This is a genomic window from Massilia sp. Masssp93, from assembly GCF_059491295.1.
Map to the genome: position 1 here is coordinate 5,791,813 of NZ_CP168502.1, position 18,840 is coordinate 5,810,652.

An 18,840-nucleotide genomic window follows, 5' to 3' on the forward strand; every position below is an offset into this window, starting at 1 on the left:
ATGGCCGAACCGCTCAAGATCGTCGAAGGCAGCGCGCTGACGGCGCAGCAGAAGAAGGATTTGCTGAACCGCCTCGCGCGCGTGGAGGGTCAGCTGCGCGGCGTCCAGAAGCTGATCGCGCTGGCCGATACGCCGTCCGACTGCGACGCCGTGGCCCAGCAGATGGCGGCCGCGCGCAAGGCGCTGGACCGCTCGTTCGTGCAGCTCCTCACCGCCAGCATCGTCACCCATACGGGCAATGCGGGCGACGTCGAGGAAGCGAAGGCGGCCGCCGCGCACCTGGCGGCCCTGTTCGACAAGTTCGCGTGACGGATCGTGGGCGGAGGCCGCCCACCCTACGGCACCACGTGCCCACGCGTTCAACCAGCTCGTGCGGGCACATGTCGTCTGGACGCGTGGACGGCAAGCCGTCCACCCTACCCGTTCATTCGTCGTCGTACACCTTCGGCGGCGCGATCTTCGTCCAGCCACCCCGCCACGCGATGTTCAGCAGCAGCGTCGCGCTGATATAAAACACGAAGAACAGCGCGAAGAAGCGCGTCCGCAACAACGCCAGCAGCACCACGCAGACCACCAGCGCAATGAAGGCCGCCGTCGATTTCGGCTGCTTGGAGCTGGGGAAGCGGATCGTCGACACCATCAGCGTGCCGACCGCGATCATCAGCAGCATGACGAGGAAGGCGCCGGCCATGTCCGCCACCGGATCGGGCCATGCGACCACCACCGCGGCCACGCACGCGGCGCCGGCCGTGATCGGCATGCCGACGAAGTAGCGGGGGTCGGTCCTCCCGACCATCACGTTGAAGCGCGCCAGGCGCAGCGCGCCGCAGGCCACGAACACGAAGCAGGCCAGGCCGCCCATGCGCACGAGGGTCGGGTGCGCGGCGCCCATCTGGGCGAAGCCGTAGCAGTACAGCAGCAGGCCCGGGGCGCAGCCGAAATTCATCACGTCGGCGATCGAATCCAGCTGCACGCCGAACGCGGACTGCGTGTTGGTGGCGCGGGCGACGAAGCCGTCGAGGGCATCGAAGACCCCGGCCAGCACCAGCAGGATCGCGGCCAGGCGATAGTCGGACGGATCGCCCACGGGCGCGTTGTCGACCGAGATCACGATGCTGCCGAAACCGCAGGCGATCGACAGCAGGGTCACGAAACTGGGCAGGGCAAACTTGGCGCGCGCGAGGCGCTGCTGGCGGGTAGCGTTCACTGAATTCGTTCGAAGCGGAAGAATGGCTTATTTTACATGGGCTTATGCTGGGGCCGCGATTGTCCGTACGCTCGTCGCCGCGCGCCGATTTCGCCTAGAATGGAAGCTCTTTTTAGCCGGCAGGCCGGGCACTGGGAATTTCATATGACGAATAGAATGTATCGTGTGCGGCAAATTGCCCTCGCCTGCACCGCGGCGTGGGCGCTGGTCGCCTGCGGCGGCGGCGGCGGCAGCGGCGGCGGCAGCGGCGGCAATGCCGGCGTCTCGAGCGGCCCGCTGACGACCGGCTTCTCGGGACAGGACGCCGCGGCGCCCATCGCGACCAACAACATCGCCACCGACGGCCTGAACTGGATTAACTACCGCCGCAGCCAGATCGGCATGCCGGCCCTCACGCACAACGGCGTGATCGACGTCGCGGCCCAGGGCCATTCCGACTACCAGCGCATCAACAACGTCGTGGCCCACGACCAGACGGCCGGCAAACCGGGCTTCACGGGCGTGGACCTGGGGGCCCGGCTGACGGCGGCGGGTTACGTGTTCGCCGGCGAGAACGCGATCGGCGAAGTCATCTCGGCAACCTCGAACGGCACCGGCTTCTACATGGCCGAGGAACTGATCACGGCCATCTATCACCGCTTCGTGATCTTCGAGCCCATGTTCAAGGAAATCGGCGCCGGTGCGGCGACGTCGTCGGGCAACTATAATTACTTCACCGCCGACTTCGTCGCCAACAACGGCTATGGCAGCGGCATCGCCGCCGGGACGATCGTGACGTGGCCGTTCAATGGCCAGACCCAGGTGCCGGCGAACTTTCTCAGCGATTACGAGGAGCCGGATCCGGTGCCCAACATTAATAACGTCGGCTACCCGGTCAGCGTGCACACGAACCTGACGCGCAAGCTGACGGTGCAGAGCTTCACGATCCGCGCCCACGGCGCCGGCAGCGACCTGTCCACGCGCCTGCTGGTGCAAGGCCAGGATGCGAACACGCACACCCAGTCGGCGGCGGCGATCGTCCCGCTGGCCCCGCTGGCGGCGGCGACCACCTACGACGTCGCCTTCACGGGAGCCATTGACGGCACACCGGTCAGCCGCAGCTGGTCGTTTACGACAAAATAAGACCTGATGGACAGTCCCGATCAACGCCCCCCGCCCGCTGCGCTCGACGACCCGGCCGTGAATCACGCGGGCGGCATCGCGCGCCTGATGGGCGACGGAAACCTGTTCGGGCGTGTCCTCGCGCGCTTTCGCAACGAGTACCGCCAGGCCGCGGCCGGCATCCGTACCGCGCACGACCAGGGGGACACCGTGCTGGCGCTGCGCCTCGTGCACACCCTCAAAGGGGCCGCCGGCATGATCGAGGCGGTGCCGCTGCAGCGCCAGGCGGACGTCGTGGAACGGATGCTGCACACGAACGATGGCGGCGTCCACGGCAGCCTCGTGCGCCTGCAGGATGAACTGGAACGGGTGCTGCGCGAACTGGACGCCCTGGCCAGCACCCTGCCCGAGCGCCGTTCCGCGGCGCCGGAGAAACGGCCGGCGCAGACCGGTCACGACGCCGTCGGCCGCCTCATGACGCTGCTCGACGAAGGCAATGGCGATGCGGTCGACCTCGTGCGCGAGGCCGCCGATGCGCTGGCCGCTCAACTTGGGGAAGACGATTACCGCCGGGTGGCGGATCTGGTCGACGGCTTCGACTTCGACGGTGCCCTGGCGCTGCTGCGCGGACGGGCGGAGGGCGGCTGACCGCGCCGGTGCGACCGCCGGATGCGGCGCGGTGCCGCGGCTCAGCGGTTGTATTCCGCTTCTTCGTCGAACGAGTCGGCGCAGGATTTGCCGCAGAAGCGGCGTACGCTGTCGAGCGGTTTTTCGCAATACCAGCACGAGCCCTTGGGCGGCAGGCTCAGACGGGCTGGCACCGGCGTCGCGCTCATCGAGGCGGCGACGATCGGCTCGACAGGCACGCTCTTGTCCGGAACACTTTCCTGTATCGTTTCCAAGGTTACCCCCTTACCGGCAGCACGTCAGTAACGCAGAGATTACTTTAGTGGAACACCGTGTGCATGAGAAAGCGCAAGCGCGGTTGTGCCCGCTTCTGCGGTTCGTGCTGTTGTGGCCTTTCAAACCAGTGTGCGCCGTTTGCGCTACCTGTGCAACGCTTGGGCCCAGCTAGTTTTAAAGAAACAACAGTCGCAGTGCCCCGACGTCATCGTCACCGATGCCGGACCGTCCAACTGCCGGAAATAATAGCAGTACTGGCAACGTATGCATCGGGCCGTTCAATCGTGCGCGCACGCCGTGTCGGATTTGCGACGCGCAGTTTTGGCAACAGTCAGCGCACCGGTTCCAGCGTGACGAACAGGGCGTCGGGCGCCGTCTCGAGCCGGGTGGGAGCGAATTGCATGCCCGCATAACGCAGGTCTTCGGGGTGGAAACTGTAGACCGGCATCTCGCGCAGCAATTGATTCACGAGCACATCGGCGGCGCGGCCCAGGTCGCGCACGCGCTTGCTGTCCATGCCGTCGACGTCGAAGCGGTCGACGTGGGTCGCCGAGAGAACAACGGCATTGCGCACATTGTCCAGCACCAGATGGCCGGACAGGGCCAGCGTGCCGTTCCACGACTGGCGCAGGAACGGCGGCGACACGGATACGTCCAGGGTGAGGCCGACGCGGTCGGTATCCGGCAGGATCGCCAGGCGCGGCCGGGTCAATTGCACGTCGAACAACTCGAGCATGCGGTTATGCAGCGGAAAGCGGCGCTCGAGACCAGCCTGCAGGCGCGACTGCGACAGCTCGATGCGGCGCGGCCCGACGACGCTTGCGCACGACGCCAGCAGGCCGCCGCCGGCCAGCGCCAGCACCGCCTTGCCAAAGCGCCGTCTTGTCATCCTGCCTTGCTTTGCCGCCATGGTTGCCTCATTCGTCAGTGGATGGGTAAGCGTAGCACATCCGCAAGGTACTATCGTGCGTCGATCAGCGGGCCGAAAAATCGATGCAAAACGTTAGTCAGCGAAATCTTTTGCCGCAAAAAAGCAGTTACAAGAAGGCAACCTATTTTTTCTTACGAAAGGATGAGAACTTCGGCCTGCATATCTACACGAAATCCATAACCCCTGAAAAACCTCATTTGCAATTCATGATCGATCTCAACAAAATGCGGATGAGCTCTATTGCACGCAAAGGCTTTTTTCAGCGTATATTTTTTTAAATCAACCTTATTCTCGGCAAGCAATTCGATTGTCGAAATCAACTGTTGAATGGCGTGCTCGCGCCACCTTTGCCTCTGATCTTTCAGTTCAACTAAATATAGGAGATGATCGGCTGTAAGCATGCCATCACATCTACCGTGCCCCGGCAATTCTCCGTCCGCGATCACACACTTGTCGATCGCAGTAAAAACCACGGGAATTGCATCTTTGTTCTTTACTTTCGCAACCCACTTCGATGAATTGACTTTATCGACAAAAGCGACTCCCCCATCCTGGTCATCACATATACCAAATTCAGTTTCCGAATGCGGACCCGTTTGACATGCGAGCTTAAAGAAATCCATTATTGCATTTCCTGTTCCAGCTCAAGCAACCGATCAAATATCTCATTGGAAAATCTAAGGAATTGATTGAGATAGTTTTTATCTGTCGGAATGCCTTCGAAGGTTGGCAGCTTTTTTACCGTACCATCCTTCTCATTTGCCTGAAACACGATCAAGTCTTCCGCATCTACCAAGGCATCGATATCGATCACCTCTTTCAACCTACGCAACAGCCGCTCCTTTTCGCCATGCGCAAGAATGTCCTTCTTAACCTTTGCGCCCAGGGCCGACAAACTCAGCAGACTGACGACATACGGGCTGTGAGTCGTTATAACTACCCGATTCGCCGTACGTTGATTATTAATCTGCAACAAGGTTTTCAAAATGCCCCATTGAGACTCGGGAAACAGATTTTGCTCGGGCTCTTCAACAATATTTACGAGGGCTGATTTATTGAACCTTGATGACAGTACAGAAACCGCCACTCGCCGTTGTTCTTCCGTAAGATTGAAATCCCTAAAGATTTCAGCAATGCTTTTCTTGAACCTTTCGATCTCGACCGCGCTCATCGGTAGATTTTTCGATTCACTTCCGCCAGTAAGCGTGTTCGCCAAATATTGCGTTACAACAAACAACGGCACCGATGACTGGAAGCCACTGGACGCATCCGTGAGCCTGAGCTTGTGATGCTTATCCTTAATATTTAGGATGTTGTTCAGCTTATCGTATTCAAGCTCAACATTATTGATGGGCAAGAGCACTGAGCCTTTTAACTGAGCAATAGCGCTATCAAAAACGGTCACGAACTCCTTCAATGAATCCGACGATATTTTCAATTCTCGGGAATTGCGAACATAAGAAATGAAATTTCTCTCAGCAGGAACATATATCACCTGAGGAAGTGCGTACTTTGGATTTTCTACCTCTTGAATCGCAAGCTGCCCATCCACGAATCTGATTTTATAAGCCTCCCCTTCGTATTCAATAGAAGTAGGATTTTCCGCATCGACAGAAACATAGTTCTCCAGCCGATGATAGGCCAGGAGAGTATTTTTCAGCCGGCCTTTTCTTTCAAACCATTTTTTGTCATAGTCGCCCCTAAAAAGAGCTTTTTCCATCCACGCAAAAGTGGAGAACAGCTTTGCGAGGGTACTTTTTCCAGAACCCTGATTACCGATAAAAATCGTAACGCGCCTTATTTCAATCCAACCTTCATCTTCAGTACATCCAACTCGAATCGGACCAAAATTCCTCACTCGCATTCTGACCATTGAACCTCCTGAAAGCAAATTAACCGCAAAATTATATCAAAAGCCCAACCTGCGTTACGTCAGAAATAAGCAAGCATTAAAATAAATGAATCTTATTAAAAGAAGTTGAATATCGCCTGAACCAAGATGTTTGTCGTAATTTTATTTTCCGATGCAGAACCGGCTGAAAATCACCCCCAGCAAATCATCCGGCGTGAACTGCCCGGTGATGCTGGACAGCTGGTCCTGCGCGAGCCGCAGCTCCTCGGCGAACAGGTCGAGCGACTGGTCGTCCTGCGCCGCGTGTTCGGCGGCAAAGCGCAGGTGCTCGCGCGCATTGCGCAGCGCGACGAGGTGGCGTTCGCGCGCGAGGTACAGCGATTCGCCCGTCTGCTGCCAGCCGGCGATGCGCAGCAGTTCCGCGCGCAGCAGGTCGATGCCGATCTTTTCGTGCGCCGACAGATAGATGTGCACGGCATCTTGGCTCTGGTCGATGCCCGGCTGGTGGCCCGACAGGTCGATCTTGTTCCAGATGCGCACGACGGGCACGCCGGCCGGGAACGCGGCGACGATCGCTTCGTCGGCCTTGGCCGGGCCCAGGCTGGCGTCGAGCAGGTGCAGGATCACGTCCGCCTTGCCGACCTCGCCCCAGGTGCGCTCGATGCCGATGCGCTCGACGACGTCGATGCCGTCGTCGATGGCGCGGATGCCGGCCGTGTCGACGATGTTCAGCGGGATGCCCTCGACCTGGATCGTCTCGCTGACTTTATCGCGCGTGGTGCCCGCGATCGGGGTGACGATGGCGACGTCCGACCCGGCCAGGGCGTTCAGCAGCGACGATTTACCCACGTTCGGCTGGCCGACGAGCACGACGTTCAGCCCCTCGCGCAGCAGCGCGCCCTGGGCGGCCTGGCGGAACACGGCTTCCAGCGCATCGACGATGCCCTTCAACTGGCCGCGCGCATTCGATTTCTCGAGGAAGTCGATCTCTTCCTCGGGAAAATCGAGCGTGGCCTCGACGAGCATGCGCAGGTTGATCGTCTTGTCGACCAGTTCATGGACGACCTTCGAGAACGCGCCGGACAGCGACTGCGACGCCGATTTCGCGGCGGCCTCGGTGGATGCGTCGATCAGGTCGGCGACGGCTTCGGCCTGGGCGAGATCGAGCTTGTCGTTCAGGAACGCGCGGCGCGTGAATTCGCCCGGTTGCGCAAGGCGCAAATCGGCGTCACGGCCTGCCTCCAGCACGCGCGCGAGCAGCATGCGCAGCACGACGGGGCCGCCGTGGCCCTGCAGTTCCAGCACGTCCTCGCCGGTGTACGAGTGCGGCGCCTTGAAGTACAGCGCGAGGCCTTCGTCGATGACGGTGCCCGCGGCATCCTTGAACGGCAGGTAGGTGGCGTGGCGGGGCGCCAGCGTCGCGCCCGGGAACAGCGCGGCGACGAGCGGAGACAGGTCCTTGCCGGAGGCGCGCACCACGCCGATGCCGCCGCGTCCGGGGGCGGTGGCGATGGCGGCGATGGGGGAGGTGTCGAGTTTCATGGGGTGCGATTGTAGTTGATCGAAGGTGCGCGTGCTGATGGCATCGGTGCACGTTCCGGTCAGAAACAAAAAAGCCCGTGCGGACACGGGCTTTTCGGTCACCAGGCCAGGCTTACTTGGCCGGCGCGAACTTCTTGGTGATGACGTACTGCTGCGCCATCGAGATCAGGTTGTTCACCACCCAGTACAGCACGAGGCCGGACGGGAAGAACAGGAACATGACCGAGAACGCCAGCGGCATGAACATCATCATCTTGGCCTGCATCGGATCGGCCGGTTGCGGATTCAGGCGCTGCGTGATGAACATCGAGATCGCGTACAGGACCGGCAGGATGAAGAACGGATCCTTCAAGGTCAGGTCGGGAATCCACAGCCAGGTCGCGCCGCGCATCTCGACCGCGGCCTGCAGCACCCAGTACAGGGCCAGGAACACCGGCATCTGCACGACGATCGGCAGGCAGCCGCCCAGCGGGTTGATCTTCTCGGCCTTGTACAGCTCCATCGTGGCCTGCTGCATCTTGGCCGGATCGTTTTTATGACGCTCGCGCAGCGCCTGCATCTTCGGCGTCACGGTCTTCATCTTGGCCATGCTGCGGTAGCCGGCCGCCGACAGCGGGAAGAACAGCAGCTTGATCAGGATGGTGAAGGCGATGATGGTCCAGCCCCAGTTGCCGATCATCGAGTGCAGCCAGTTCATCGTGGCGAAGATCGGCTTGGCGATGATCGCGGCCCAGGCGTAGTCGCGCACCAGGTCCAGGCCCGGCGTCACTTTTTCCAGCAGGCTCTGCACTTGCGGACCCGAGTACAGGCGCGCGGCGTTGGAGACGGTCGCGCCCGGCGCCACGGTGCCCAGCGGCTCGACGGCGCCGATGGCGAACAGGTCGTTGCCCAGGGCCTTCGTGTAGATGTCGCGCTGTGCCTTTTCCGGCGGGATGAACGCCGAGACGAAGAAGTGCTGCGAAATCGCGATCCAGCCGTCGGTCGCCGTCTTCGTGTGGTCGTCCGTGCCCTTGGCGATCTTGTCGAAGGTCAGCTTCTGGTAGTGATCCTGCGACGTCCACAGTGTGGGGCCCGTGTAGCTGCTGTTGAAATAGGTGTCGCCTGCCGGCTTCATGCCGTCATGCTCCAGCTGGAAATACAGCGACGGGGTCACCGGTGCCTGGGTCAGGTTCGTCACGTCGTGGCGCACGTCGATCACGTAGTCGTTGCGCTTGAACGTGAAGGTCTTGGTCAGGCGCACGCCGCCCTGCTCCGCGTCCAGCACGAGTTGCACCTGGTTGCCGTTGTCCAGCGTGCGCACGCCCGGACGGGCCGTGAAGGCGGTGTTGTGGTTCGGCAGGACGCCGGCCGTGCTGGTGCCCGTCAAGCCCGTCTGGGCCAGATAGACGCGCGGGCCATTGCTCTGGAACAGCACCTGGTTCTTGGTCGGGTCGACCTTGTCGCGGTACTTGAGCAGCTCCAGGCGGCGGATGACGCCGCCGGCCGTGTCGATGTCGGCCTTGACGACGTCGGTGGTGATCGTGATGACCTGGGTCTGGACCGGTGCGGGCGCGGCAGGCGCGCCGGGGACGGTCGCGACCGGGGCCGGCGTGGCGGCCGTCGGCAGGTCGTTCGGCTTGACCGGGTTCGGGGCTTGCGCGACCTTGGCCGGCGGCTGCGCCGAGAACATCGACTGCTTGCCGTTGGCCACCATCCAGTCGTTCCACAGGACGACCAGTGCGACGGCGAACACGATCCACAGGATGGTACGTTTATTGATTTCCATTGGTCTTATTCAGGAATGCTTGCAACCGCAAGCGGTTGGTGAGGAATGCTGCTCTCCGGGACGCGGCACCAGGTCGACGCCGCCGTCGTTCCACGGATGGCAGCGGCAGACGCGGCGCACGGCCAGCCAGCCACCGCGCGCGGCGCCGTGGACCTTGACGGCCTCGATCGCGTAATTGGAACAGGTCGGATAGAAACGGCAGTTCTGCCCGAGCATCGGAGACACCAGCAACTGGTAACCGCGCAACAGCCAGACGAGCAACCGGTTCATGATAATCCCGGTTGCGAACCTGAAGGCGCAACGCTCGCCGCCTGTGGAGCGGCGGCGCCGGCCTGATCGGCTTTCCGGACACGCGGTGCCTGCGACGCGAACAGGCGCGCCAGTTCGACGCGCAGCAGCGCCTTCAGGGCGGACGTCGTGGCCGGACCGTCCTTGCCGTTGACGGGACGGGCCAGACGGACGATGCAGTCGAGCGCCGGCAGCGGCATGGTGCGGAACAGTTCGCGGGTGATGCGCTTGATGGTGTTGCGCGTGACCGCGCGCGGCGCAAAACGCTTGGCCGCGACGACGCCCAGCCGCGCATGAGGCAGGGCATTCGGTCGGGTATAAAGCACGAAATGCGCGGTTTTTTGTGCAGGGCGCAAACGAAAAACGGATGAAAACTCATCCGTTTTTACGATACGCCGAACGCGCGCGAAGTCGTGCGAACCTTCGCCTGTCATGTGACGTAGGCGTGGTCGATGCGGCTTCGCAGGCTTAGACAGCCAGGCGCTTGCGGCCCTTGGCGCGGCGAGCGTTCAGGACAAGACGGCCACCACGGGTAGCCATACGTGCGCGGAAGCCGTGCGTGCGCTTGCGACGAACGACGGAAGGTTGGTAAGTACGTTTCATGGTGGTCTCGCTTAAAGCAAAATAGAATGCAAAAAATCGGGGCTGAGCTCACGCTGAGTCAGCATTGCGCCAATGACATTTCGCAGTTGTTAAGCCAGCGTCACGCCACAGCAAAGCTTGTCGCCTGTGTGCTCATTGTTGGATTAACAAATCGTACGGGCGGGGAACCCTGAATTAGACATCATTTTTGGTTTGGCTGTCAAGGAAGCCGTTGTGTTGCCGCTGCGTTTTTGTGCGCCGCAAACGGTTGCACCTGTATACAAAGCCATCGGACAAGCTGCCCGGTTTCGGTGGAAAATTCGCGAATCGCCTGTGGATAACTTGCGAGAACACAGGTAAAATAGAGTGTTACGCTTAACCTAGTCGATGTATGGATAACTTTTGGCAGACCTGTTCCAACCAGTTGGAGCTCGAGCTGACACCGCAGCAATATACCGCGTGGATCAAACCACTTGTCGCCCTCGACTACGAGGACGGCAAGCTGCGCATTGCAGCGCCCAATCGCTTCAAGCTCGACTGGGTGAAGTCGCAGTTCGCCAACCGCATCACATCGTTCGCGTCCGATTATTTCCAGCGGCCGGTCGACGTGCAGTTCGTGCTCGACCCCAAGAACAGCATGCCGAAGAAAACGGTAGCGGCACCGTCCTCCGCGCCCGCCATGACGGGTGCGCTGGGCGTGAACGCCGCCGCCGACAAGACCGTGCCGGAAATGCCCGTCGTGACGCCGGACAACGTCATCGCGAACAATCCGCGCCGCGAACAGAGCCGCGTCAATCCGGACCTCACGTTCGAGAACTTCGTGACCGGTAAGGCGAACCAGCTGGCGCGCGCCGCCGCGATCCAGGTCGCCAACAATCCGGGCGTCTCGTACAACCCGCTGTTCTTCTACGGCGGCGTCGGCCTCGGTAAGACCCACCTGATCCACGCGATCGGCAACCAGGTGATGGCCGACCAGCCGGGCGCACGCATCCGCTACATCCATGCGGAACAGTATGTGCGCGACGTCGTGACGGCCTATCAGCGCAAGGGCTTCGATGACTTCAAGCATTACTACCACTCGCTGGACATGCTGCTCATCGACGATATTCAATTCTTCGGCGGCAAAAGCCGCACGCAGGAAGAATTTTTCTATGCGTTCGAAGCGCTGATCGCGGCCAAGAAACAGATCATCATCACGTCGGATACCTATCCGAAAGAGATCACCGGCATGGACGACCGCCTGATCTCGCGCTTCGACTCCGGCCTCACGGTCGCGATCGAACCGCCGGAGCTGGAAATGCGCGTGGCGATCCTCATGAAGAAAGCGGAATCGGAAGGCGTGATGCTGAACGACGACGTCGCCTTCTTCGTCGCGAAACACCTGCGCTCGAACGTGCGCGAGCTGGAAGGCGCGCTGCGCAAGATCCTCGCGTACTCGCGTTTCCACGGCAAGGACATCACGATCGACGTCGTGAAGGAAGCGCTGAAGGATCTGCTGTCGGTGCAGAACCGCCAGATCTCGGTGGAAAACATCCAGAAGACCGTGGCCGACTTTTTCAATATCAAGGTCGCGGACATGTATTCGAAACGCCGCCCGGCGAACATCGCGCGTCCGCGTCAGATCGCGATGTATCTGGCGAAAGAGCTGACGCAAAAAAGTCTGCCGGAAATCGGCGAACTGTTCGGCGGCCGCGACCATACGACGGTGCTGCATGCGGTGCGCAAGATCGCCCAGGACCGGACCAAGAACGCCGAATGCAACCACGAGTTGCACGTGCTGGAACAGACCCTGAAAGGCTGATGCGTAAGGGGGAAAGGCTGCTCCCCCGATGATTTCTGGCAAAATATTGCGCAAACAACATTTTTACCCCTAATCGAGGATATCTATGCAACTGGTCAAATCCACCCGAGACACGCTTCTCCGGCCACTGCAGATCGTGAGTGGTATTGTCGAGCGTCGGCACACCATGCCGATTCTGGCCAATATCCTCATCCGCAAGAATGGCGAGAGCGTCTCGTTCCTGTCGACCGACACCGAGGTGCAGATCACGACCCTGGCCAATATCGGCTCCGGTCCCGAAGAAGCCGGCACGACCGTCGCGGCGCGCAAGCTGCTCGACATCCTGCGCGCGCTGCCGGAATCCGGCGACGTCACGATGACCCTGCTGAACAAGCGCCTCACCGTGCAGAGCGGCAAGTCGCGCTTCGCGCTGCAGACGCTGGCGGCCGAGGAATTTCCCACGGTGTCCGTGGCCGACACCTACAACGCGACCGTCACGCTGCCGCAAAAGACGCTGAAGCACCTGTTCAACATGGTGCACTTCGCGATGGCCCAGCAGGACATCCGCTACTACCTGAACGGCCTGCTGCTGGTGCTGGACGGTAATAACGTGATCGCCGTCGCCACCGACGGCCACCGCCTCGCGTTCTCGCAAGTAACGGCCGAGCAGCACTTCGAGCGCCAGGAAGTGATCATCCCGCGCAAGACCATCCTGGAACTGCAGCGCCTGCTGGAAGAAAGCGACGACACCGTCCGCCTCGACATCGCCGCCTCGCAGGTCAAGCTGACCTTCGCCGACATCGAACTCGTGTCGAAGCTGGTGGAAGGCAAATTCCCGGATTACACCCGCGTGATCCCGAAAGGCTACAAGAACGACTTCACGATCAGCCGCGAAGAACTGCTGCGTTCGCTGCAACGCGCGGCGATCATGACGAGCGACAAGTTCAAGGGCGTGCGCTGCATGATCTCCCCGGGTTCGATGAAGATCAGCTCGACCAACGCCGACCAGGAAGAAGCTGTCGAAGAACTGGAAATCGACTACGGCGGCGACACGATCGACATCGGTTTCAACGTCACGTACCTGCTGGACGTGCTGAACAACCTCAAGTGCGACCAGGTGAACATTTCGCTGGGCGATTCGAATTCGTCGGCACTGATGTCGATTCCCGACAATGGCGACTTCAAGTACGTCGTCATGCCGATGCGTATTTAATTCGGGCAAAGCGCCCATATATTCGTTGTTTGCCGTCCTGTTTGCGGCAAGAGCTGATGCAGCGATGCATGGATTCCCGCCTGCGCGGCATTCATGCATTGCGGCGCGGCCGACCGACGATCCAAGACCGCAAGCCCACGCGCCCGCCGTCTGATTCACACGTTATTTGAGAAAGCAGTCATGTCCGAGAACACTCAAGCAGTTTTGGAAGCCTCTCTACCCAAAGTGGAAGAATACGGCGCCGCGTCGATCCAGATCCTGGAAGGCCTGGAAGCCGTACGCAAGCGTCCGGGCATGTACATCGGCGACACGTCGGATGGCACCGGCCTGCACCACCTGGTGTTCGAGGTGCTCGATAACTCGATCGACGAGGCGCTGGCCGGCTACTGCACCGAGATCCACGTCACGATCCACTCCGACAATTCGATCTCGGTTACCGACAACGGCCGCGGCATCCCGACCGGCGTCAAGATGGACGACAAGCACGAGCCGAAACGCTCGGCGACCGAGATCGCCCTGACGGAATTGCACGCCGGCGGCAAGTTCAACCAGAATGCCTATAAAGTGTCCGGCGGCCTGCACGGCGTCGGCGTGTCGTGCGTGAATGCGCTGTCGAAGCTGCTGCGCGTGACCGTGCGCCAGAACGGCAAGGTGCACCAGATGGAATTCGAACGCGGCGTCCCGCTGAACCGCGAAATCGAAATCCGCGACGGTTTTGAAGTCTCTCCGATCAAGGTCATCGGCGAAACCGACAAGCGTGGCACCGACGTGCATTTCTGGGCCGATGAGGAAATCTTCACGCACGTCGAATTCCACTACGAGATCCTGTCGAAGCGCATCCGCGAACTCTCGTTCCTGAACAACGGCGTCAACATCAAGCTGACCGACCAGCGCACCGGCAAGGAAGAAATCTTTGCCTTCGAGGGCGGCACCCGCGGCTTCGTCGAATACATCAACAAGGCCAAGACCGTCCTGCACCCGACCGTGTTCCAGGCCACCGGCGAGCGCCAGTCGGAAAACGGCACCAATATCTCGGTGGACGTGTCGATGCAGTGGAACGACGCCTACAACGAGCAGGTGCTGTGCTTCACGAACAATATCCCGCAGCGCGACGGCGGCACCCACCTGACCGGCCTGCGCGCGGCGATGACGCGCGTGATCAACAAATACATCGACGAGAACGATTTCGCCAAGAAAGCGAAGGTCGAGATCTCCGGCGACGACATGCGCGAAGGCCTGACCTGCGTGCTGTCGGTAAAAGTGCCTGAGCCGAAGTTCTCGTCGCAAACGAAAGACAAGCTCGTGTCGTCGGAAGTGCGCGGCCCGGTCGAGGAAATCGTGGCGAAGACGCTCACCGACTTCCTGATGGAAAAGCCGAACGACGCCAAGATCATCTGCGGCAAGATCGTGGAAGCCGCGCGCGCACGCGAAGCCGCGCGCAAGGCCCGCGACCTCACGCGCCGCAAGGGCGTGATGGACGGCCTGGGCCTGTCGTCGAAACTGGCGGACTGCCAGGAACGCGACCCGGCGCTGGCCGAGCTGTACATCGTCGAGGGTGACTCCGCAGGCGGTTCCGCCAAGCAGGGCCGCGACCGTAAGTTCCAGGCCATCCTGCCGCTGCGCGGCAAGGTGCTGAACGTGGAAAAGGCGCGCTTCGAAAAGATGCTGTCGTCGGAACAGATCACGACCCTGATCGCGACACTGGGCACGTCGATCGGCCCGGACGAGTTCAACGTCGACAAGCTGCGCTACCACCGCATCATCATCATGACCGACGCGGACGTCGACGGCGCCCACATCCGCACCCTGCTGCTGACCCTGTTCTACCGCCAGATGCCGCAACTGGTCGAGCGCGGCCACATCTACATCGCGCAACCGCCGCTGTACAAGGTCAAGGCCGGCCGCGACGAGCGCTACCTCAAGGACGACGTGGAGGAAGCGAGCTACATGATGCGCTTCGCCCTGAACGGCGCCGCGCTGCTGCCGAAGGAAGGCGCGGAGCCGGTCACGGACGGCGCGCTGGGCGACCTGGTCGACAAGTACAACAAGGCCAACGCGATCATGATGCGCCTGTCGCGCGTGATCGACCGCGCGGCCCTGTCCGCCATCATGACCGGCGTGAAGCTGGACCTGTCGAGCCAGGAAGCGGCCGAGAAATCGGGCGAAGCACTGGCGAACGCGATCCACGACCCGAGCGTGAAGGTGGGCGTGCGCTCCGACGAACTGTCGGACAAGCACAGCCTGCGCATCGAACGCATCCACTACGGCAACGTGCAAGTGACCTCGATCGACGCCGACTTCGTCGCCGGCGCCGATTACCGGACGCTGGAAAACTCGGCCGAAACGTTCCAGGGCCTGATGGGCGAAGGCGCCATCATCCGCCGCGGCGAAGGCGACAAGATGAAGGAATTCGCCGTCCGCGACTTCCAGCAGGCCATGGAATGGCTGCGCGAAGAAGCCGAGCGCGGCGTCTCCAAGCAGCGCTATAAAGGTCTGGGCGAGATGAATCCCGAGCAGTTGTGGGAAACGACGATGGACCCGACCGTGCGCCGCCTGCTGAAGGTGCAGATCGAGGATGCGATTGCGGCGGACCAGATCTTTACCACGCTGATGGGTGACGAGGTCGAGCCGCGTCGTCACTTTATCGAGTCGAATGCGCTGCAGGCGGGGAATATTGACGTCTGATGATCGGCCAACGGGAAAAGTGAAAACCGATGGAATCGGGCGACACAGTTATTGAGAATCCGGCAAAAGCGTCTACCGCGAACATGATGCTTTGCCGGCGCCCCCTCCCGTTCAAAGCCCCTCCTGGGGGCTTTTTTCTTGGCGCAAGCGGCAAGACAGAGTGTTTTGCCATCCCTTTGTCGGAAAATCTGACAACCTTCTCCTCGCCATGAAATTCCATTAAAAAAAAGCAAGTATTTTCAAGGACTTATCAGGTTTGGCATACGAATTGCTCTATTGCATTTAGCGATGCTTTCACGAAGCTAAAACTATAAAGGAATCCAAAATGAAGAAAGTCCTGATCTCGATGGCTGCAGCCACGCTGCTGATCAGCCAAGTTGCCAGCGCCAGCGTGCTTGTCACCACGGAACTTCCGGAAAGCGCCTATATCACTGTCGGCAAATATGACATCGCGTGGATTTCGCCATGGAGCCAGTTTGCCACCCCGGGCGGCATCGATTTTTCGTACCAGCAGGCGTATGGCTGGGGCCGCATGACCAACGCGCAATATAACGAAATCGGCGGCCTGACCGCCCAGAATTTCGCGAAAGTCGGCGCGAACGTCGACTACAAGACCGGCAACAACCTGGACGAAGCCAGCGGCGCCAATCTGCAATACGTCGTCAATGGCGACCCGCTGTTCGACGTCGCGGTCGCAAGCCCGTGGTTTACGACGAGCAACTGGATCGACTGGGGCCAGGGCGCCGTAGGTCAGTGGAGCCTGGCTGATGGCGACATCGGCGGCGGTTGCGAAGGCAGCTGCAACGAATCGCTGGCGGTCCGCCTGCACAAAGACACCACGAATGTGCCTGAGCCGGCCACGCTGGCATTGTTCGGCCTGGGTCTGCTCGGTTCCGGCATTGCACGCCGCCGCAAGGTCTGAGCCCCGGCTGCGTGAATCAAGCCCGCTTCGGCGGGCTTTTTGTTTTTAAACCGCCTTCCCGATCACGCCGTGACGGCATTGACGATGTTCAGCGATGATCGGATCGCACAGGCCATTTGCATCGATGCCGTTATTCGCACATGAACGTCAATTCAACAACCGGCTGTGTTTTGGCAGCTGTGCCGTCAGATACTCGTGTTGATCGGCAAGAATATTACGGCCCCTCAGCAGGTAATGCTCCGCGCGGCAAGGCACGTAAGGCACGTAGATCAGCGGCCGGAATTGCTCGACCAGCAGATTGCCTTTCTCCTGATTGCAGCGTTTGCAGGCGGTTACGCAGTTCATCCACGTGTCTTTGCCGCCGCGCGACTTCGGCAGGATATGGTCGCGCGACAGGTCCTTGTGCGCGAAGCGGTTGCCGCAGTAGGCACAGGTATAACGGTCGCGCTTGAACAGGAGATCGTTCTGGTGCGTCAGCGGCAGTCCGACCTTGAACATGCGCGTCATGATCTCGCTGCCGGCGATGGCAATAATCGGCTTGACCGCGATCTTCGACTGCACGCCTGAACGGGAATAGCCGCCGCGGAAAACGAACTCGCGGTCGCCCAATTCCCAGGCCACCTTGCCGGTTACGTAATACAAAATCGCGTCTTCTGGCGGGATCCAGTCGAACGGATTGCCCGCAATATCGAGTGCCAGGATCTGGGTGTTCATCGTGTCCACCTTCGTCTGATTGGCACAGACTATCTTCAATACAAAAAAAAGTCAGCAACTGATGCTGACTTTCGTTTTAGCTCCGCACTCTGACCGGCTTCGCGGCAAACGGCCGCACCGCGGCCGGCTGCGCCAACCCGGACAGGAATCGCCCGAGGGGCGTCTCGACCCAGTGGAAAAACACGGCACCCGCCGCCACGCTGGCCGCCCATGCCCACACCACGCCGGCACCTTGCAGATACGCATCGTCCGGCACGAAGCGCGTGAACGCCGCGTTCACGACGAGGCACACCGGAAAGTGTACGAGAAAAATTGAGTACGAGATCTTGCCGAGGTAATTGACGACGGACCATCCCGAGCTTGCGTACGTGCTCAGCCGCGTGCGGCCGAACAGGAACAGGACGCTGGCAACCACCGCCGCCACCGCGATGCGGATCCGGAAATCGAGTCCCAGCGCCAGCACGGTCGGCACGATCATCATCAACAGCAAGGCGAACGTCGCGATGAACGGCCGGCGCGGATCGCTCGCCCACCACGCGAGGATGCCCAGGCCGTAGCTGCCGAAGAAATAGGGTGCCCACACGTCGAAATCGGCGTCGCGATTGAAGTACAGCAAGGAGATGCTCACGCCCAGCGTCACCAGCAGGGGCATCAGCCAGGTCGTGGGCCGGTTGCCGGCGATGCGTCCACCCAGCCACAGCAGGCCGGTGACCAGCGCGTACAGCTGGAAATCGATGGCGACATACCAGGCGCCGGCGGACAGCGACTCATAGCCCAGCACGCTTTGCAGCAGGAGGACGTGCGCGGCCAGCTGGGACAGGTTGGGCGGCGCCGAAATCGAATCGTGGACCATCCACGTGCGCGCGAGCGCGGACGCGCCGATCGCCAGGAACATGGCCACGATGAATGGCGGGGCCAACTTGATGTAGCGACGCCAGATCGTGCCCAGCGGGTTGCCGATGCCGGGCAGGCCAGCGGGCGACAGGGATTTCGCGACGAGGAAGCCGCTGATGACGAGGAAGGCCTGGACGGCGATGCGGCCATTGTGGTCGAGCCAGTCGATGATCGACGGCATCAACGGCCGCGCGGCGTCGGCCATCGGGCCGTAGAACGCAAGGTGATGCAGCACGATCAGTTGCGCAGCACCGGCTTTCAAGAGGTTGATCAAGCCAAACTGTTTTTGGACCGCTGCGTTCGGTCCGGACACTCCCGAATCTTTCATGTGTGAGCCCAGCCATTCAAAGTTGCCCAATGCCAATCAAGCAACAAAGTTGTCGATACAGCTGAGCGGGCGGCCATGATAGCCGAGCTGACTCGTGCGGGACCACGCTTTACACCTCGTAAAGCTTGTTACA

General features: G+C 60.9%; 19 protein-coding genes. 7 read left to right on the forward strand and 12 right to left on the reverse strand.

Going from position 1 to position 18,840, the window contains the following annotated elements; all coding sequences use genetic code 11:
* Positions 1 to 309, forward strand: coding sequence for a metal-sensing transcriptional repressor (locus tag ACEN9Q_RS24120; protein ID WP_056438031.1), 309 nt, complete (start codon positions 1 to 3; stop codon positions 307 to 309).
* Between the two features lie 115 nt (positions 310 to 424).
* Here ACEN9Q_RS24120 and pssA read toward each other — a convergent pair whose 3' ends face one another.
* Positions 425 to 1,207 (reverse strand): CDP-diacylglycerol--serine O-phosphatidyltransferase, encoded by a 783-nt coding sequence (gene pssA / locus ACEN9Q_RS24125; protein WP_056438028.1) that lies wholly within the window; start codon positions 1,205 to 1,207, stop codon positions 425 to 427.
* Between the two features lie 144 nt (positions 1,208 to 1,351).
* Here pssA and ACEN9Q_RS24130 point away from each other — a divergent pair, with 144 nt between their 5' ends.
* Positions 1,352 to 2,329, forward strand: coding sequence for a CAP domain-containing protein (locus ACEN9Q_RS24130; RefSeq protein WP_495626294.1), 978 nt, complete (start codon positions 1,352 to 1,354; stop codon positions 2,327 to 2,329).
* A gap of 6 nt (positions 2,330 to 2,335) precedes the next feature.
* The gene (locus ACEN9Q_RS24135) at positions 2,336 to 2,956 is read left to right on the forward strand and encodes an Hpt domain-containing protein (RefSeq protein ID WP_495626295.1); all 621 of its coding nucleotides are present in this window, start codon (positions 2,336 to 2,338) and stop codon (positions 2,954 to 2,956) included.
* Between the two features lie 41 nt (positions 2,957 to 2,997).
* On the opposite strand, the gene ACEN9Q_RS24140 is transcribed toward ACEN9Q_RS24135, so the two are convergent.
* The 9 genes from ACEN9Q_RS24140 to rpmH all read right to left on the reverse strand — a co-directional run bounded on the left by ACEN9Q_RS24140 (position 2,998) and on the right by rpmH (position 10,192).
* A complete protein-coding gene (locus ACEN9Q_RS24140) occupies positions 2,998 to 3,210 on the reverse strand; it encodes a hypothetical protein (protein ID WP_056438018.1) in 213 nt (70 codons plus the stop codon).
* 332 nt (positions 3,211 to 3,542) lie between these two features.
* Positions 3,543 to 4,121 (reverse strand): DUF1439 domain-containing protein, encoded by a 579-nt coding sequence (locus tag ACEN9Q_RS24145; protein WP_495626296.1) that lies wholly within the window; start codon positions 4,119 to 4,121, stop codon positions 3,543 to 3,545.
* A 152-nt stretch (positions 4,122 to 4,273) separates the two neighbouring features.
* Positions 4,274 to 4,765: a hypothetical protein gene (locus ACEN9Q_RS24150; protein WP_495626297.1), complete on the reverse strand. Its 492-nt coding sequence runs from the start codon at positions 4,763 to 4,765 to the stop codon at positions 4,274 to 4,276.
* Positions 4,765 to 6,015, reverse strand: a complete 1,251-nt coding sequence (locus ACEN9Q_RS24155) for a hypothetical protein (RefSeq protein ID WP_495626298.1) — start codon at positions 6,013 to 6,015, stop codon at positions 4,765 to 4,767. Before ACEN9Q_RS24155 ends, ACEN9Q_RS24150 begins: the two co-directional genes overlap by 1 nt.
* Positions 6,016 to 6,156: 141 nt before the next feature.
* Positions 6,157 to 7,536: a tRNA uridine-5-carboxymethylaminomethyl(34) synthesis GTPase MnmE gene (mnmE, locus tag ACEN9Q_RS24160; protein ID WP_495626299.1), complete on the reverse strand. Its 1,380-nt coding sequence runs from the start codon at positions 7,534 to 7,536 to the stop codon at positions 6,157 to 6,159.
* Positions 7,537 to 7,648: 112 nt separating this feature from the next.
* Positions 7,649 to 9,301 (reverse strand): membrane protein insertase YidC, encoded by a 1,653-nt coding sequence (gene yidC / locus ACEN9Q_RS24165; protein WP_495626300.1) that lies wholly within the window; start codon positions 9,299 to 9,301, stop codon positions 7,649 to 7,651.
* Between the two features lie 9 nt (positions 9,302 to 9,310).
* Positions 9,311 to 9,571, reverse strand: a complete 261-nt coding sequence (yidD, locus tag ACEN9Q_RS24170) for a membrane protein insertion efficiency factor YidD (protein WP_056438008.1) — start codon at positions 9,569 to 9,571, stop codon at positions 9,311 to 9,313.
* Complete coding sequence (rnpA, locus tag ACEN9Q_RS24175) at positions 9,568 to 10,023, reverse strand: ribonuclease P protein component (protein WP_082547775.1); 456 nt, start codon at positions 10,021 to 10,023, stop codon at positions 9,568 to 9,570. The genes yidD and rnpA overlap by 4 nt, the downstream gene beginning before the upstream one ends.
* 34 nt (positions 10,024 to 10,057) lie before the next feature.
* On the reverse strand, positions 10,058 to 10,192 hold the full coding sequence (gene rpmH / locus ACEN9Q_RS24180; protein ID WP_075796440.1) for a 50S ribosomal protein L34: 135 nt from the start codon (positions 10,190 to 10,192) through the stop codon (positions 10,058 to 10,060).
* Positions 10,193 to 10,562: 370 nt separating this feature from the next.
* Here rpmH and dnaA point away from each other — a divergent pair, with 370 nt between their 5' ends.
* The 4 genes from dnaA to ACEN9Q_RS24200 all read left to right on the forward strand — a co-directional run bounded on the left by dnaA (position 10,563) and on the right by ACEN9Q_RS24200 (position 16,771).
* On the forward strand, positions 10,563 to 11,972 hold the full coding sequence (gene dnaA, locus ACEN9Q_RS24185) for a chromosomal replication initiator protein DnaA (protein WP_056438002.1): 1,410 nt from the start codon (positions 10,563 to 10,565) through the stop codon (positions 11,970 to 11,972).
* Between the two features lie 85 nt (positions 11,973 to 12,057).
* Positions 12,058 to 13,164 carry a DNA polymerase III subunit beta gene (gene dnaN, locus ACEN9Q_RS24190; protein ID WP_056437999.1) on the forward strand — a complete coding sequence of 369 codons (1,107 nt, stop codon included), beginning with the start codon at positions 12,058 to 12,060 and terminating at the stop codon, positions 13,162 to 13,164.
* A 180-nt stretch (positions 13,165 to 13,344) separates the two neighbouring features.
* Positions 13,345 to 15,849, forward strand: coding sequence for a DNA topoisomerase (ATP-hydrolyzing) subunit B (gyrB, locus tag ACEN9Q_RS24195; protein ID WP_056437996.1), 2,505 nt, complete (start codon positions 13,345 to 13,347; stop codon positions 15,847 to 15,849).
* 325 nt (positions 15,850 to 16,174) lie between these two features.
* Complete coding sequence (locus tag ACEN9Q_RS24200; RefSeq protein WP_495626301.1) at positions 16,175 to 16,771, forward strand: PEP-CTERM sorting domain-containing protein; 597 nt, start codon at positions 16,175 to 16,177, stop codon at positions 16,769 to 16,771.
* 147 nt (positions 16,772 to 16,918) lie between these two features.
* On the opposite strand, the gene ACEN9Q_RS24205 is transcribed toward ACEN9Q_RS24200, so the two are convergent.
* On the reverse strand, positions 16,919 to 17,485 hold the full coding sequence (locus ACEN9Q_RS24205) for an HNH endonuclease (protein ID WP_056437990.1): 567 nt from the start codon (positions 17,483 to 17,485) through the stop codon (positions 16,919 to 16,921).
* A gap of 76 nt (positions 17,486 to 17,561) precedes the next feature.
* Positions 17,562 to 18,641, reverse strand: coding sequence for an acyltransferase family protein (locus tag ACEN9Q_RS24210; protein WP_495626302.1), 1,080 nt, complete (start codon positions 18,639 to 18,641; stop codon positions 17,562 to 17,564).
* Positions 18,642 to 18,840 lie beyond the last annotated feature (199 nt).